The sequence below is a fragment of the Janthinobacterium sp. GL_088 genome, from assembly GCF_057837845.1.
The window spans coordinates 5,948,728-5,963,935 of sequence record NZ_CM174453.1 but is presented as its reverse complement, the minus strand read 5'-3'; the positions used below and the strand labels follow the sequence as shown (position 1 = coordinate 5,963,935).

Genomic DNA, 15,208 nt, shown 5'->3' with positions numbered 1-15,208 from the left:
TGCCAGGAAATCAATCGTGCTGTGCGGGCAAGCCTTGCATCGATGGCTTGCCCGCATGTTCAGCCGCTTACTGGGTAACCAGGCTGACCTTGTCGATCACGAACGAGGTTTGCAGCGATGCATCCTCGGTCGCGGCAAACGAGATCTGCACGGTCTGGCCCTTGTAGGCGATCAGGTCAAACGTGCGGATCTGGTAGCCGGCCGCCTTGTTCACGTTCGAGTACGAGGCCAGGGTGCCCAGCACCGTGCCGGCGCTGTTCTTCACGGTGACGACCAGCTTGTCGTACACGGTATTGCCCGTTTCAGCCGTGTCGATATGCAGCGCGAAGGTCAAGCTGGCCGAAGTGGCGGCAGCCGGAATGGCCACGCTTTGCGTCAGCGATTCGCTGGCCGTGGCGCCATTGCCGCCCAGCCAGGCGTACTTCGTGCCTTCGTATGCGGTTTGGCCCGTGAAGGTGCCGATGGCGCCCGTGGTGCCGCTCCAGCCCGTGGCGCCGGACTCGAAGCCGCCGTTCGTCACGCGTTCGGTGGCGCTGCTCGTGCCCACCGTCAGCGTGGCGTTGTTCGACGTGGCCGTCACGGCAGGCGACGAGGAATCCGTCACCGTGGCCTTGAACACGGCACCGCTGTCGGCCGCTACGGTCGTGAAGCTGTAGGCAGGCGACGTGGCGCCGCTGATCACGGCGCCATTGCGGAACCACTTGTAGGTGTACGGTGCCGTACCGCCGCCCGCGCCCACGGCGAACGAGGCGGTGGCGCCCGGTGCGACGGTGATGCTGGCCGGCTGGCTGGTGATGGTCACCGCGCCGCCCGTGGTCGATTCATCGACGTCGGCGCCCACGTTGATGGCCGCGTACGCGCGCTTGACGGCGGTCGCTTCGGCGCTGCCCACGCCATATAGTTCCTCGGCTGCCAGCAGCACCTTGTTGCGCGCGTCGGCGTAGTTGGTCGACGAGGTGAACTTGGTGGTGGCGGCCTTGAACCAGATGCGGTAAGCCTTGTCGCTGCCGATACCGGTCATGGCCAGCGGGCTTTTGTTCAGGTAGGAGCTGTAGTAGTCGCTGCTGGACGTGGAGTTCGAACCTTGCGACAGGAAGTAGAACATGCGGTTGTTCGGGCCGCTGCTGTAGTGGACGTCGAGGTTCTTGATGGTGCTGCTCCATGCATTCGGGCTGCTGCCATCCTTGCTTGGCTTGTACAGCCAACGCAGCGGCTGGCCATTCTTGGCGATTTCCTTGCCCGTCATCCAATCGTTGCCCGTGTTGGGGATGCTGGTGCCTGTGCCACCGGCGCGCGCATACGCTTCCACCATTTCACCGGCGATGTCCGAGCTCGATTCATTCAAGCCGCCCGACTCTTGCGAGTAGATCAGGCCCGAGGTGGCGTCCGTGATGCCGTGACCCATTTCGTGGCCGATCACGTCGATGGAGCCGAGGTTGTTGAACGAGCTGCCGCCGTCGCCGATGTACATGCACTTGCAGCTGCTGTCGTAATAGGCGTTGTCGTAGGCCGTGTTGACGTGGGCTGCGATGTGGGTGGCCGTGTTGTTGCCGTCCAGGCTGGACCAGCCCAGCACATTCTTGTGCGTGTCGTAGGTGTTCATCAGGCCCCACATCGCGTTCACGGCCGCCGTCTGGCCGTTGGCGTTGGTGGTGCTGCCGCCGTTGATGTATTGCTGGCCGTCGCCCCAGGTATTGCTGGTGCTGCTGTACACGCTGCCCGAACTGGTGCCGTGGTTGGCATTCGTGATGGCCATGCCGCCGAAGCTGCCGCCCGTGCCGCGGCTCGGGTCTTTCATGGTGTAGGTGCTGCCCGTGAGCGTCGTGTTGAGCGGTACCTGGCCGTTGTATTGGCTGTTGCCGATGCCGGCCACGGTTTTCAGGGCTTTCCATTGACGCAGGATGCGGCCATCCTTGGCGCTGACGATGGTGTCGTAGTAGACCGGCTTGTTACCGCTGATCATGCGCGTTTGCACCAGGTAGGCCAGCTCGTAGTGGTCGACCACGTCCTGCACGTCGAGCGCGTTCAGCGCCGCTTCCGACTTGTTCTCGGCGCCGGCCACGCGCACCGTTTTCATCACGGGGTAGATCAGCAGTTGCGCATGCGGCGGCACGTGGTCGACGGCCTGCACGCCGATGCTTTTCACGGCGGCGGCGATGGCGGCGGCGGCGCTGACGGCCGGCGTGGTGTCGATATCGGTGGTGGCGCTGCGGGTGACGGAATTGACGCCGCCGCTACCGAGGCCGGAAGCGCGGTCCGACACGGATTCGCTGACGATGTCGCCGGCGTTGTTGCTGACCACGACCGTCTCGGAACCGAAGACGGGCAGGCCCTTGTAGGTGTGCTGTACGCGGCTCACGCGCGTGCCGCTGACGCCCGGATGCTGGGCGCCGACGGCAAAGCCATGCTCGGTATTCAAGCCGCGGCTGCGTGCCTGTGCGGCCAGCTTGTTGACCAGGCCGGCGTTCTCTTGTGGAGAGGCCAGGGTCACCGGGGCAGCCATCAGGGTCTGTGGCAGCGGCGTGGCGGCGTCCGCCGTGGTGGCCATCAGCGGCAGGGCGGCGATGGATGCGGCAACTATCGTCAAACGTAAATTCATTTCTGCTCCATGGTATCGGTTAAGGAAATGGTGAATGAGCTGGCCGCGATGCCTGATGGCCACCCCGGCGTGCCTGGCAGGCGGATAGCCTGCCGTTTTGTGGTGGCATGACACCGGGTAGGGGGACACTAAACTTGTCGAGATCGCCATGTCAAAAAATTCAAGAAATGGGTCACCAGGCGAATTTTTGTTAAGAATTGAACATTTATCGGCGCTGCATGAGCGCAAAGTTTGATCTACCACAAGCTGCAACTTTTGTTTTGGACTACTTCCCCTAATGGCGCGCTCTGTTGGAAAAACACTGTTGCATTTTCTAAATGTTGCGATCTACACTAGGTCTTCGCGTAGCCCCCAGCGGACCACGCGAAGACAAAAAAAGCGCACGCGGCAATGACCGCGTCCAGATACAGCGCATCGGGAAAAAAAATCGGGAGTTTCACATGACGTCAGTTCTGTTTTCTGCTGTTGGTTTCAGCCATTTCCCCTCTGGAGCGGCATTCATGCTGCATCCGCCTTCCTAGCCGCCGCCAACCGGCTCTTCCCCCGCGAGGGGGTTCTTTTCCGCGAGTCCGACCGCGCCGCCCGGCGCGGCCGCTGGCGCAGTGCATCCTTTTTTCAGGAAGGGTTGCCGGCTCCTGGTGCGTGCACCGGAATCCCCGGCCCGACGAACTATGCTTTCGATAGCGACCAAAGTGGAACAGATCGTGATGGAATCGGCCTTTCTCAGCGAGGGATTGGGCCGGGGCTTGCTGAACTTGTCGGAACTGGCGCGCCAGCTGCAGCCGCAATTGCAGAGCGACCTATGGAAACCGGTGGGGCAGGCTGCCGTGGTGATGGCCCTGCGCCGTCTGGCGGAACGGATGCCGCAGCAGAAAAGCGGCGAGATCGTGCTGGCGCACCGGGCGGGAGAGCTGTCCACGCGCAGTGAATTGATGATTTTTACCTACCGCTATTCCGACCAGACCTATGACTGCCAGCGCCAGTTGCTGGCGCTGGCCGCGCCCCAGCGGGGCACCTTCATCACGGTCACGCGTGGCGTCAACGAGGTGATGGTGATCTGCAGCCGCAGTCTGCATGCGCTGGTGGATGAGGTTTTTGGCGGCGAGCAGGAACTTGCGCGCCTCGAGCGCGTGACGGCCGTGACCCTGCACCTGGCACCCGAAACCTGCTACACGCCAGGCGTGTATCACGCCATCCTCAAGCGCCTGGCCTGGGAACGCATCAACCTGATCAACATTATCTGCACCTACACGGAGCTGACCTTGCTGCTGGAAGCATCGCAGACGGGGGCCGCCTTTTCCGTGCTGTCGAAAATCGTCGCCCAATGAAAAACGCCCCGCTGCAGCGGGGCGCTTGGGTGCGCAAGCGCGGTTTATTTTTCCAGCTGCGTGCGCACGCGGGCGATCGCGGCGCGGACCTGGCGTGGCGCGGTGCCGCCCACGTGGTCGCGCGCGGCGACGGAGCCTTCCAGTGTCAGCACGGCAAACACGTCTTCGTCCGTCAACGGGGAAAACGCGCGCAACTGCTCCAGCGACAGGTCGGCCAGGTCGCAGCCGGCGTCGACGCAGGCGCGCACGGCCAGGGCCACCGCTTCATGGGCGTCGCGGAACGGCAAGCCCTTCTTGACCAGGTAGTCGGCCAGGTCGGTCGCCGTGGCGTAGCCCTGCAGGGCTGCTGCGCGCATGGCTTCCGGTTTCACCGTGATGCCGCCAGCCATGTCGGCGAAGATGCGCAGGGTGTCGATAACGGTGTCGACGGTGTCGAACAGCGGTTCCTTGTCTTCCTGGTTGTCCTTGTTGTAGGCCAGCGGCTGGCCTTTCATCAGGGTCAACAGTCCGGTCAGGTGGCCGTAGACGCGGCCCGTCTTGCCACGCGCCAGTTCCGGGACGTCCGGGTTTTTCTTTTGCGGCATGATCGACGAGCCGGTGCAGAAGCGGTCGGCGATGTCGATGAAGCCGATGCGTGGGCTCATCCAGATCACCAGTTCTTCGGCCATGCGCGACACGTGCATCATCAGCACGGCGGAGGCGGCGCAAAATTCGATGGCGAAATCGCGGTCCGAGACGGCGTCGAGCGAGTTGTGGCAGACGTCGTCAAAGCCCAGCGTTTTTGCCACGCGCAGGCGGTCGATGGGGAAGGTGGTGCCGGCCAGGGCGGCGGCGCCCAGCGGCAGGCGGTTGACGCGCTTGCGGCAGTCGGCCATGCGCTCGGCGTCGCGGCCGAACATTTCGACATACGCCAGCATGTGGTGGCCGAAGGTGATCGGCTGGGCCACCTGCATGTGCGTAAAGCCGGGCATGATGGTGTCGGCATGCTGCTCGGCCAGGTCCGTCAGCGCGCTGCGGAACGTCGCCAGCAGGGCGGTGATGTCGTCGATGGCGGAACGCACGTACAGGCGGATGTCGGTCGCCACCTGGTCGTTGCGCGAACGGCCTGTGTGCAGGCGCTTGCCCGCATCGCCTACCAGTTCGGTCAGGCGCTTTTCAATATTCAGGTGGACATCTTCCAGGTCCAGCAGCCATTCGAACTGGCCGGCGGCGATTTCCTGCGAGATTTGCGCCATGCCGCGCTGGATTTCCGCGTAGTCGGCCGGGCTGATGATGGCTTGCGCATGCAGCATTTCCGCATGGGCCAGCGAACCTTCGATGTCGAACAGCGCCAGGCGCTTGTCAAAAAATACAGAAGCTGTGTAGCGCTTGACGAGGTCCGAGACCGGTTCGGAAAACCGGGCCGACCAGGCTTCGCCCTTTTTGGAGAATTGATCAGTCATGAAAGAAGTCCTTTAGTGTAGGGCGATTATAAACAAGGTTGGCCGGCGGTAGGGCTTTTAGGGGTTTGCAGGGCGCTGAAATGGCCAGGAATGGGGCTGGCAAGCCTCAAATGCCACGGTGCGGGCAGGTTGTGCGTTCCATCCCGGCTTTTTGTATTCTGTCCCGCGAATCGTGCGTTTGGTCGCAATCCGATGGCAGTTCAGGGGGGATCGGCCTACAGTTCAATCATCGCAGCACACAACCAGCCACTCAAAGGACATCATCATGAACATCGCTAAAAACATGGAAGCCATCTTCGTCGCCATCATCGCCATCGCCGCTGCCACCAGCCTGGCCACCGCCGCCGTGCCGAAGTTCCGCGCCGCGCCAGCCGCTTCCGCCGCCCTCGTTGCCAGCGCCGATCAAGCCACCATGCATACCGTGTATGTCAGCGCCAAGCGTCTGAGCGCCGAAGAAAAAGCCGCCCTGTAAGCGTGGCAATGCCATGCAGGCAGTATCAGTAACAGCAGTAGCCGCACCGCATCTTGCAGCACCTTGCAGTATCCCATCATGGGCAATCGGAACGGGCGGCGCCCCCGGTTCTCTCCAACCCAGATGACAGCAGCAATACCCAACACACAGTAGCCGCAGGCAGAACGCGCGCTTCCAGCCAGGCAGCCTATTTTCACCAGACAGCCCTCAGTGACCATCGGCATCGCGCCGGCGGCAGTGGACAGCCACGCCCTGGCGCATTTCGTTCAATGCCCAGCGCAGCGGCAGCCTCGGCGCGCACCGAGGCGTCGTGATCGGCCAGCAGCGCCGCCGCGGCGGGAGCCATTTCGGGAAAACGCATTTCACTGAAGGCCCAGACGGCAAGCTGGCGCACGACAGGCTGCGGGTCGAGCAAGGCCAGCAGCAGCGCGGCCAGCGCGGCTTCCTGCCTTTCATCGGGTCACTTGGTATTCTGTCCCTTCTTTTGGGCGGTTTGTCGCAATCCGGTGGAGATGGTGGGCCGATGCGCCTACAGTTCCATCATCGCAGCAGACAACCAGCCATCCAAAGGACACCATCATGAACATCGCTAAAAACATGGAAGCCATCTTCGTCGCCATCATCGCCATCGCCGCTGCCACCAGCTTGGCCACCGCCGCCGTGCCGAAGTTCCGCGCCGCGCCGGCACCGATCGTTGCCAGCGCCGATCAAGCCACCATGCATACCGTGTATGTCAGCGCCAAGCGTCTGAACGCCGAAGAAAAAGCCGCGCTGTAAGCATGGCGGCAGCGTGCCAGTCGCAGCTACGGCAGCAGCAGGCAGAGTACCCCCGTCATCAGCAGTCAGAAGGGGAGGCAGCCCGATTCTTTCCTGCCCAGGTGACAGCAGCGCGCAAATCGCCGATGATCAGGTTTTACCACGACAGGCGGACAGCGTGATGCCACACTTGAAGATCAGTAGCGACAAGGCGGAACTTGACGTTCCGGCCATTCACCATTTTCTCAGTACGCAATCGACATGGGCCATCGGCATCGCGCAGGCCACCGTACAGCGTGCCATTGACCATTCGCTATGCTTCGGCGGCACGCTGGACGGTCGTCAAGTGGCGTTCGCCCGCGTGGTCAGCGACTACGCCACGTTTGCCTATCTGGTCGACGTGTATGTGCTGGAAGAGTGCCGCGGCCGCGGCTACAGCAAGCGCCTGATGGAGGCCGTGATGGCGCATCCCGACTTGCAGGGTTTGCGCCGTTTCATGCTGGCCACCAGCACGGCGCATGGCTTGTATGCGCGTCACGGCTTTACGGCGCCACTCAGGCCGGAGACGCTGATGGAGCGGTATTTTCCCGATATTTATCGGCGTTGAACAGCTGACGCGGTTTGTGCGCGCCCCCAGTCTTGGCCTGATATCGCCATTTTCCTGATCAACAACGCGACAGCTCCCTAGCGGATACTGACTCCATGACTTCTTATTTTCTCTGGCCTCTCCTTGTCGCATCGCTCACGGCGACTGCCGCACCGATGCCGGAGGCATTCAGTCCGGCGCCTTGCGAGACGGGTATTTTTCGCCAGGACCAGACGGGCTTCGTCGCCCTCACCCAAGGGGGAAAAGGGTACGCCTATACCTTCAGCGACGGGACCGTCGGCAACACGCAGGATGCCGGCGCGTTGCTGGCGTGCGGAAAGGACGCCGTGCTTGTCAACGGCAAGGAACGCTGGCCGAAAGTGGCATTGGCCGAAGCGGATACGCGTTTTGAATCGCATGGCATCATGCTCGCGGGCCGTTTGCTGGAAGCGCCGGGCGCCGGCAAGGATACGCCGCTGGTCGTGTATGCCCATGGCTCCGAAAGCAGCGGTTGGATAGACCGCGCGCGCGACCCTTACCAGATGGTTGGACGGGGCGTGTCCGTTTTCGTGTATGACAAGCGCGGTACGGGGCTGTCCGAAGGCGAATATACGCAGAATTTCCCACGCCTGGCCGATGACCTGGTGGCTGCGTCGCGTGAAGCAAAACGGCTGGCGCAAGGGCGCTACGGCCGCTTCGGCCTGATGGGCGTGAGCCAGGGTGGCTGGATCGCCTCGCTGGCGCAGGCGCGCGCCAAGGCGCAATTTCTCGGCATTGGCTATGGCCTGGCAGTCGATATCACGGAACAGGATGCGGCGCAGGTCGCCAGGGAATTGCAGGATAAGGGCTATGGCGACGACGTCATCGCCAAGGCCAGGACGGTGACGGATATCACGGCCAGAATCGTCAAATCCAGCTACCAGGATGGACTGGACGACCTGTCGGCATTCCAGCAGCAGTTTGGCAAGGAAGCGTGGTTTGGCCTCATCAAGGGAGGCTACACGGGGGTGTTGCTGGGCATGCCGGCCGAGGAGTTGCGCAAGCATGGCATACCGCGGTTCGACAAGCTCGATATCGACTGGTCGCTCGATCCCGTGCAGGTTGTCAGTCAAGTCACGGCGCCGCAGTTTTGGGTCCTGGCGGAGGACGACCGCCAGGCACCGCCGGCTGTCACCGTGGAGCGCCTGACGGCGTTACGTGGCCAGGGCCAGGCCATCTCTGTCTACGTTTTCCCGCAGGCCGATCACGGCATGCGCGGCTACGTTCAGGCGCCGGATGGAACGCGCAAGTCCACCGTCATCACGCCCGGGTTTTACGACCTGATGGCCGACTGGGCAAAGGGCGGCATCCATGGCGCCTACGGACAGGCGTACCGCAAATAAGAAAGCCAAGGCGATGGTGCCGCCGTGCTTACTGCCAGTGCATCAGGCACGGCGGAATCAGCAGCAGCAGCGCCAGCACCAGGTAAATCAGCTGCAGCGGAATCATCCACTTGGCCCACGTAATCCAGGGCACGCGCGCCAGTGCCAGCACGCCGACGGTGATGCCGGACGTGGGGATCATCGGCGTGGTGAATTCGCCGAACTGGAAGGCCAGGATGGCGGTCTGGCGCGTCACGCCCACCAGGTCGGCCAGCGGCGCCATGATCGGCATGGTCAGCGCCGCCTGGCCGCTGCCGGAATGGATGAAGAAGTTGATCACCGACTGCATGAAGAACATCTTTTGCGCGGCGAAGACGGGGCTCGACGACGCCACCAGTGGCGTCAAGGCATGCAGCATGGTGTCGATGATCTGCGCGTCGCGCGCCAGGATCATGGTGCCGCGCGCCAGCGCGATGACCAGTGCCACGCTGACCATGTCGCGCGCGCCCTGCACGAACGACGCCACCAGGCTGTCCATGTCGAGCCGGCCGACCAGGCCGACGATGATGGCCATCACCAGGAAAAGGGCGGCGATTTCATCGATGAACCAGTCGTACTTGACGACGCCGATGACCATCGTCAGCAGGGTCGCCATGAAAATCCACAGCACGGCGCGGTGCGTACGCGTCATGCCGGCAAAGCTGCTCAGGTCCAGTGTATGCTCGCTGCGCTTTTCGATGTCGAGCAGGTAGGTCGGGCTTTTTTCCGGGTGGCGCTTGATGCGCGCCGCGTACCACATCAAGAACACGATGCTGACCGCCGTGGCGATGGCCCACACGATCAGGCGGTAGCCGATGCCGGAAAAGATCGGCACGCCGGCGATGCCCTGCGCGATGCCGACATTGAACGGGTTCAAAAAGGCGGCGGAAAAGCCCACCTGCGAGCCGATGAAGGGAATCGACACGCCGGTGATGGTGTCATAGCCCAGGGCCAGGGCCAGCGGCACGAAGATCAGGATGAAGGGGATGGCTTCCTCGTTCATGCCAAAGGTGGCGCCGCCCAGCGAAAACATGGTGAAGAACACGGGGATGATGGCGGCGCGCACGAAGCGCGAACTGGTGTGCGCCTTGGCGATGGCCTTGATCAGCGAATCGAAGGCTTCCGTTTTTTGCAGCACGGCGAAGGCGCCGCCGACGATCAGCACGAAGCCGATGATCAGGCTGGCGTCGACAAAACCCTTGATGGGCGCCATCATCAGGGCGGCGAGTCCCTGCGGCTTGTTGTCGACATAGTGGAAGGTGCCGGGGATGATCAGCTGCTTGCCGTTCACCAACTGGGTGTCGAATTTCCCGCCCGGCACCAGCCACGTCGCCAGGGCGATCATGGCCAGGATGCCGCACAGCAGGACGAAGGTATTGGGGAGCTTGAATTTTCTCATGGGTGTCATTTATTGGCTCAACAGGCTGCCGCCGCGGAAGGCGATGCTGCCCGCGACCTTGCCGACGTTCATGCCGCGCAGGACATGGCGGTGGGCGCTGCGCGCAAAAAAGACGCCGGCGACGGTGCAGCGCAAGGTCGTCGTTTCCCCGCTGACGGGATCGATCAGGTCGGCCACGGCGTCGCCGGCGGCCAGCACCTCGCCCATTTCGCGCAGGTAGACCAGCACGCCGTGATGCGGCGCGAGGATCGGTTCCACGCCGGCCAGCGGCGTCGGTTCGCATTGTGGTGCGGGCAGGTCGTCGCCGGCGCCGGCTATCTCCAGCACGCCTTCGATGGCGAGAAAGCGCAGCAGGGCGGCGGCGTCGCGTTCGGCCAGGGCGTAGCTCACTTCCACTTCGCCGCGCAACTCGACGGTGGTCGACAGGCAGGCGGCGGGAATCGGATAGCGTCCGCCGAAGTGCGCGTCGAGATCCCACCACAAGCGGCTGCAGGCTTCGTCGAACGGCTCTTCGCCGGCCGCCAGTTCCAGCAGCACGGCGCGCGCGCCCAGGAGCGCGGACAGGGGCGCGATCTGCGCCGCCAGCGGCGTGCCCGTGTAGATGTGCAGGGCCGCCTCGTTATCGCAATGCAGATCGAGCACGATGTCGGCGTCGATCGCCATGCCCAGCAGGGTTTTCTTCAAGGTCTCCGCATCGGTGCCCGGCCGCCAGGCGGCGACGGCGGCGCGCGCATGCTCGCGTATCAGGGCCACGTTGGCCTGCGCATCCTGTCCCAGCAGGCCGTCGAGCGTGGTTTTCAGTTCATCGGCCACGTGGCGGTAGGCACGGTTGAAGTTGATGCCGGTGGTCAGGTCGAAGCGGCCGAACGGCGCGCCATGGATAGCTTGCGCCAGGCCGATCGGGTTGGCGGCCGGCACCAGGATGATTTCGCCGTGGATCTTGCCCGCCGCTTCCAGCGCCAGCAGTTCGCGGCGCAGGAATTGCGACACCAGCATGCCCGGCACTTCATCCGCATGCAGCGCCGCCTGGATGTACACCTTCTTGCCGCTGCGGCTACCGGCGGCCGGACCGCCGAAGTGGAAGCTGCTCAATTGGCACGCTACGCTGGCGTGCGCGGTGGAGATGGGGTGCTGTTGTACTTGCATGGTGAATTCGCCCCAAAACGGGGCGCGGTTGATGGATTTCGGTCGATTATGTAGCAATATTTTCACGAAGTAAATCAATGAAAATCCTTTTACAAATATTTGTTGAGTTTTCTTTTTGATATGAGTACAGTAAGTTCCAGCGACCCGATTTCGCCTTCCGCCAGTGATCCGCAGTACCCCAGAATACAGGCCGCCAGTGATATGAGAGCATCCGCCAGTCCTGCACGCAGCAGTCCCCACACGCCACGGGTTGGCACGCTGTCGGCACCCGATGCCGCCTTCGCGCAGTCTCCGCTGGGGCAGGCGCTGATGCACGTGCTGGCCAGCGGCTCGGCTTCGCAGCGGCAGATCGCCGATTACCTGCTGCGCAACCAGATGCGGGTGACGGCGCTGGGTATCGAGGAACTGGCCGACAGCTGCCAGGTATCGACGGCCACCATCAGCCGCTTCGCACGCGATATCGGCCAGAAGAATTATTCGGCCATGCGCGGCGCCATGGCCGAAACCCTGCAATCGCTGTTGCAGCCAGTCGACAAACTGCGCCGCACGATAGAGCGGCGCGCGCGAGCCACCTCGCCCATCACGGAAAGCCTGGAATATGCGGCCGCGAACATTGCAGCCACGTCCGATGCCCTGTCGCCGCCCGCCATGCAGGCCGTGGTGCGTCGCCTGACGCGCGCCAAGGTCGTGTATGTGATGGGGTTTGGCCTGTCGGCCAACCTGGCCGGCATGCTGGTGCAGCATCTGCAGCCGTTTTGCCCGCATGTGGTGGAAGTGGTGGGCATCGGCGGCTCGGAAGTGGCGGCCGGCCATCTGGTCAACCTGACGGCGCACGACGTGCTGGTGGTGATCTCGTTCCCCCGTTACACGCTCGACTGCATCGGCCTGGCCAGCTTCGCGCGCGACCGCGGCGCCTGCATCGTGGCGCTCACCGACTCGCCCGCCTCGCCCCTGGCCGAACTGGCCGATCATGCGCTGTATGCGCAAAGCACGCATCCCGTCCTGCCCAGCAGCGCCAGCACGGCGCTGGCCATGATCGAGGCGCTTGCCGTGGCGCTGATGGTATCGAACAAGAAGAACGTTGAAAAAGCGGCCCGCCTGAGCGAAGTCATCGCCGCCTATCTGTACGGCGGCGAGCATGGCGTGTCGGGTACCCGGAAAACGGCAGCAAAGCAGCGCAAGGCAGTGCCGCAGTCATTATAAAAATCAGGGTTAACACCATCTGGGAGAGTTTGCATGCAAGCAGAAAAACAAGACGGCAGTTGCGTACTGCCACGCGAATCGGCGCTGGCGCAAGGCGTGCGCCTGGCGCTGGGGGCCTTGAGCGTGTCGGCTGCGCTGGGCATGCTGGCCGGCGGCGCGCAGGCGCAGGAGCAGACGCAGGATGAAGAGCCTGCACCAAAAAAAATGCAGCGCGTGGAGATCACCGGGTCGGCCATCAAACGGCTCGAATCGGAGACGGCGCTGCCGGTGCAGATCATCACGCGCGCAGAGATCGAAAAGGCGGGCGTGACGACGGCGGCCGAGCTGATGGCGCGCGTCTCGGCCAACGTGGGCGGCCTGACCGATGGCGCCAGCATCAATATCGGCGGCGACCAGCGCGGCTTCAACAGCGCCAACCTGCGCGGCGTGGGCACATCGTCGACCCTGGTGCTGCTCAACGGCCGGCGCATGGCCAATTTTGCCTCGCCCGGCGACGATGCGGGCGTGGACCTGAATAACATTCCCGCCGCCGCTCTGCAACGCGTGGAAGTGCTGCTCGACGGCGCCTCGGCCCTGTACGGCACGGACGCCATCGGCGGCGTCATCAATTTCATTACGCGCAAGGATTACCAGGGCGTGGAGCTGAACGTCTACGGCAGCCGCACCGATGAAGGCGGCGCGGGCAAGCGCACGGCCAGCATCACGGCCGGCACGGGCGACCTGGGCACGGATGGCTACAATATCTTTGCCGTGGTCGACCTGCAAAAAACCGACCGCCTCAGTTCCTCGCAGCGCAAGTTCATTCCGAACCTGCAGGTTCCGCAGCGCCTGGGGCATTTGCTGTCGAGTTTTACCAGCCCGGCGAATATCCGCCTGTCGGGGGAGCAGCGCGACTATTTGCAGGAGAATGGCTTCCTGCTCAACGGCCAGCCGATTACCAATCGCCAGATCAACCCGTCGATCCCGAACTGTTCGCCGCCGGCCAACCTGTACCTGCCGGCGGGAACGGGTGGTGTCGATGCCTGTACTTATGACTACATGGGCGACACGGAGCTGTATCCGAAGACGGACAAGCAGAACCTGCTCACGCGCGGTGTACTGAAGCTCAATAACGACCATCAGCTGTACGCGGAAGTGGCGCTGAGCCGCTCGCGCAGTTATTACGTGGGCTCGTCGGCGCGGGTGATCGGCTATCTCGATTACAGCAAGGTGCCGCAGCTGGCCAATACTGGCCTCGATAGCATCGTCGACGAAGACGGCAATCCGACTGCGCGCGAACTGGAGCTGCGCATGCGGCTGAACGAGGCGGGCATGCGCACCAGCCAGTTGACCAGCGAGAGCCAGCGCTTCGTGGTGGGCGCCAGCGGCACGCTCGCTGGCTGGGATTATGACGTGGGCTTCAATCACAGCGTCAATGTCGTGAAGGACCGCGATACGCATGGCTATGTCCTGTACGACAAGCTGTTGGAAGGCATCGCCTCCGGCGACATCAACCCGTTTGGCCCATCGAGCGCGAAGGGCAAGGCGCTGCTCGACAGCATCCAGGTCAATGACGAAGTACGGCATGCGCGCGGCACCATGGATGCGCTCGACTTCAAGGCATCGCGCGCGCTGATGGCCTTGGGCGGCGGCGACATGGCGCTGGCCGTGGGCGGCGAAGTGCGCCGCGAGCGCACCGAATTCCGTCCGTCGGCGTTGCTGATGAGCGACAACATCAATAACGACGCGGCGCCCGAAGGCGGCGTGGCCACCAGCGACAGCCGCAAGGTGCAAGCCATCTACAGCGAATTGCTGCTGCCGTTTACCAAGCAGTGGCAGGCGCAGTTATCGGGCCGTTACGACCATTACCAGCAGGTAGGCGGCGCCCTCAGTCCGAAGATCGGACTGACCTACATGCCCAGCAAGCAGGTGCTGCTGCGCGCTTCGGCCGGCAAGGGCTTCCGCGCGCCATCGATGTCCGACCTGCACCGGCCCACTGCCTACAGCAGCACGGCGACCTTGCCCGATCCCGTGTATTGCGCGAGCGAGAACAATGATTACTCCGTCTGCGCGGATAACTGGGATACGCGCCGCTACAGCAACGACAAGCTGAAACCGGAGCGCAGCCGCCAGTTCACGGCCGGTCTGGTGCTCGAGCCGAGCCAGCACTGGACCTTCAGTGCCGACTACTGGAACATCAAGCGCACGGACCTGATCAGCGAAATCGGCGACGACATCATCCTCGGCAACCTGGCCAAGTACGGCGACCTGGTACACCGCAACAAGGACAATGAGATCGACTACATAGAGCTGCGCAAGGAAAACCGCGGCGCGCAAAAAGCGACGGGCATCGATATCACGGCCGACCTGCATGGCGTGAAGACGGCCTGGGGACGTTTTGGCGCGCACCTGAGCGGCACGTACGTACTCGATTCGAAAATCCAGACCAGCCCTGGCGAGGTCTTTATCAGCAACCTCAATAAATTCGTCACGGACGGCGTGGTGCAGCGCTGGCGCCATACGATCACCCTCGACTGGGACAATGGTCCGTATTCGGCCAGCCTGTCGAACACCTATTCGAGCGGCTACGATGACCAGAATTCGGCCATCAATATCGACGATGGCAGCGTCGTCAAAGCAAACCGGGTGAAGGCCTACACGCTGTGGGACATGTCGGGCGCGTACGCCGTCAGCAAGCAGTTCAAGCTGCGCGCGGGCATACAGAATCTGTTCAATACCAGCCCGCCTTACTCGAACCAGGCCTACTTTTTCCTCTCCGGCTATGACCCGACCTACACGGACCCGCGCGGCCGGCGCTTTTATGCGAGCGCCAATTACAGCTTCAAGTAAGCAGTTTTACATAGAAACCCGGAGATACCGCAACAACGCTGTCATATG

Annotated in this window: 12 protein-coding genes; 7 read left to right on the top strand and 5 right to left on the bottom strand. The window is 63.0% G+C overall.

Going from position 1 to position 15,208, the window contains the following annotated elements:
• Window positions 1–67: 67 nt before the first annotated feature.
• Window positions 68–2,599 carry a M4 family metallopeptidase gene (locus tag AC3IQ7_RS26605; protein ID WP_099376465.1) on the bottom strand — a complete coding sequence of 844 codons (2,532 nt, stop codon included), beginning with the start codon at window positions 2,597–2,599 and terminating at the stop codon, window positions 68–70.
• Between the two features lie 671 nt (window positions 2,600–3,270).
• Here AC3IQ7_RS26605 and AC3IQ7_RS26600 point away from each other — a divergent pair.
• Window positions 3,271–3,927, top strand: coding sequence for a hypothetical protein (locus AC3IQ7_RS26600; RefSeq protein ID WP_035822266.1), 657 nt, complete (start codon window positions 3,271–3,273; stop codon window positions 3,925–3,927).
• 44 nt (window positions 3,928–3,971) lie between these two features.
• On the opposite strand, the gene argH is transcribed toward AC3IQ7_RS26600, so the two are convergent.
• Complete coding sequence (gene argH, locus AC3IQ7_RS26595) at window positions 3,972–5,369, bottom strand: argininosuccinate lyase (RefSeq protein ID WP_099376466.1); 1,398 nt, start codon at window positions 5,367–5,369, stop codon at window positions 3,972–3,974.
• A gap of 265 nt (window positions 5,370–5,634) precedes the next feature.
• On the opposite strand from argH, the gene AC3IQ7_RS26590 reads away from it, so the two are divergent.
• The gene (locus AC3IQ7_RS26590; protein ID WP_489207763.1) at window positions 5,635–5,841 is read left to right on the top strand and encodes a hypothetical protein; all 207 of its coding nucleotides are present in this window, start codon (window positions 5,635–5,637) and stop codon (window positions 5,839–5,841) included.
• Between the two features lie 193 nt (window positions 5,842–6,034).
• On the opposite strand, the gene AC3IQ7_RS26585 is transcribed toward AC3IQ7_RS26590, so the two are convergent.
• Window positions 6,035–6,262 (bottom strand): HEAT repeat domain-containing protein, encoded by a 228-nt coding sequence (locus AC3IQ7_RS26585; RefSeq protein ID WP_489210535.1) that lies wholly within the window; start codon window positions 6,260–6,262, stop codon window positions 6,035–6,037.
• A gap of 158 nt (window positions 6,263–6,420) precedes the next feature.
• Between AC3IQ7_RS26585 and AC3IQ7_RS26580 the strand changes: the two genes are divergently transcribed.
• The 3 genes from AC3IQ7_RS26580 to AC3IQ7_RS26570 all read left to right on the top strand — a co-directional run bounded on the left by AC3IQ7_RS26580 (window position 6,421) and on the right by AC3IQ7_RS26570 (window position 8,565).
• Window positions 6,421–6,618: a hypothetical protein gene (locus AC3IQ7_RS26580; RefSeq protein WP_489207761.1), complete on the top strand. Its 198-nt coding sequence runs from the start codon at window positions 6,421–6,423 to the stop codon at window positions 6,616–6,618.
• A gap of 160 nt (window positions 6,619–6,778) precedes the next feature.
• Window positions 6,779–7,204 carry a GNAT family N-acetyltransferase gene (locus tag AC3IQ7_RS26575; RefSeq protein ID WP_035822256.1) on the top strand — a complete coding sequence of 142 codons (426 nt, stop codon included), beginning with the start codon at window positions 6,779–6,781 and terminating at the stop codon, window positions 7,202–7,204.
• Window positions 7,205–7,359: 155 nt separating this feature from the next.
• On the top strand, window positions 7,360–8,565 hold the full coding sequence (locus tag AC3IQ7_RS26570) for an alpha/beta hydrolase family protein (RefSeq protein ID WP_489207760.1): 1,206 nt from the start codon (window positions 7,360–7,362) through the stop codon (window positions 8,563–8,565).
• Window positions 8,566–8,593: 28 nt separating this feature from the next.
• Here the strand turns inward: AC3IQ7_RS26570 and AC3IQ7_RS26565 are convergent, their stop codons facing one another.
• Together AC3IQ7_RS26565 and AC3IQ7_RS26560 are read right to left on the bottom strand one after the other, a co-directional pair.
• Entirely contained in the window at window positions 8,594–9,982 is a 1,389-nt protein-coding gene (locus tag AC3IQ7_RS26565) for a YfcC family protein (RefSeq protein ID WP_322426085.1), read from the bottom strand.
• A gap of 9 nt (window positions 9,983–9,991) precedes the next feature.
• Complete coding sequence (locus AC3IQ7_RS26560) at window positions 9,992–11,128, bottom strand: succinylglutamate desuccinylase/aspartoacylase family protein (RefSeq protein ID WP_489207759.1); 1,137 nt, start codon at window positions 11,126–11,128, stop codon at window positions 9,992–9,994.
• 201 nt (window positions 11,129–11,329) lie between these two features.
• On the opposite strand from AC3IQ7_RS26560, the gene AC3IQ7_RS26555 reads away from it, so the two are divergent.
• Window positions 11,330–12,331 (top strand): MurR/RpiR family transcriptional regulator, encoded by a 1,002-nt coding sequence (locus AC3IQ7_RS26555; protein ID WP_099376471.1) that lies wholly within the window; start codon window positions 11,330–11,332, stop codon window positions 12,329–12,331.
• Between the two features lie 33 nt (window positions 12,332–12,364).
• Window positions 12,365–15,160: a TonB-dependent receptor gene (locus AC3IQ7_RS26550; RefSeq protein WP_489207758.1), complete on the top strand. Its 2,796-nt coding sequence runs from the start codon at window positions 12,365–12,367 to the stop codon at window positions 15,158–15,160.
• Window positions 15,161–15,208: the final 48 nt, after the last annotated feature.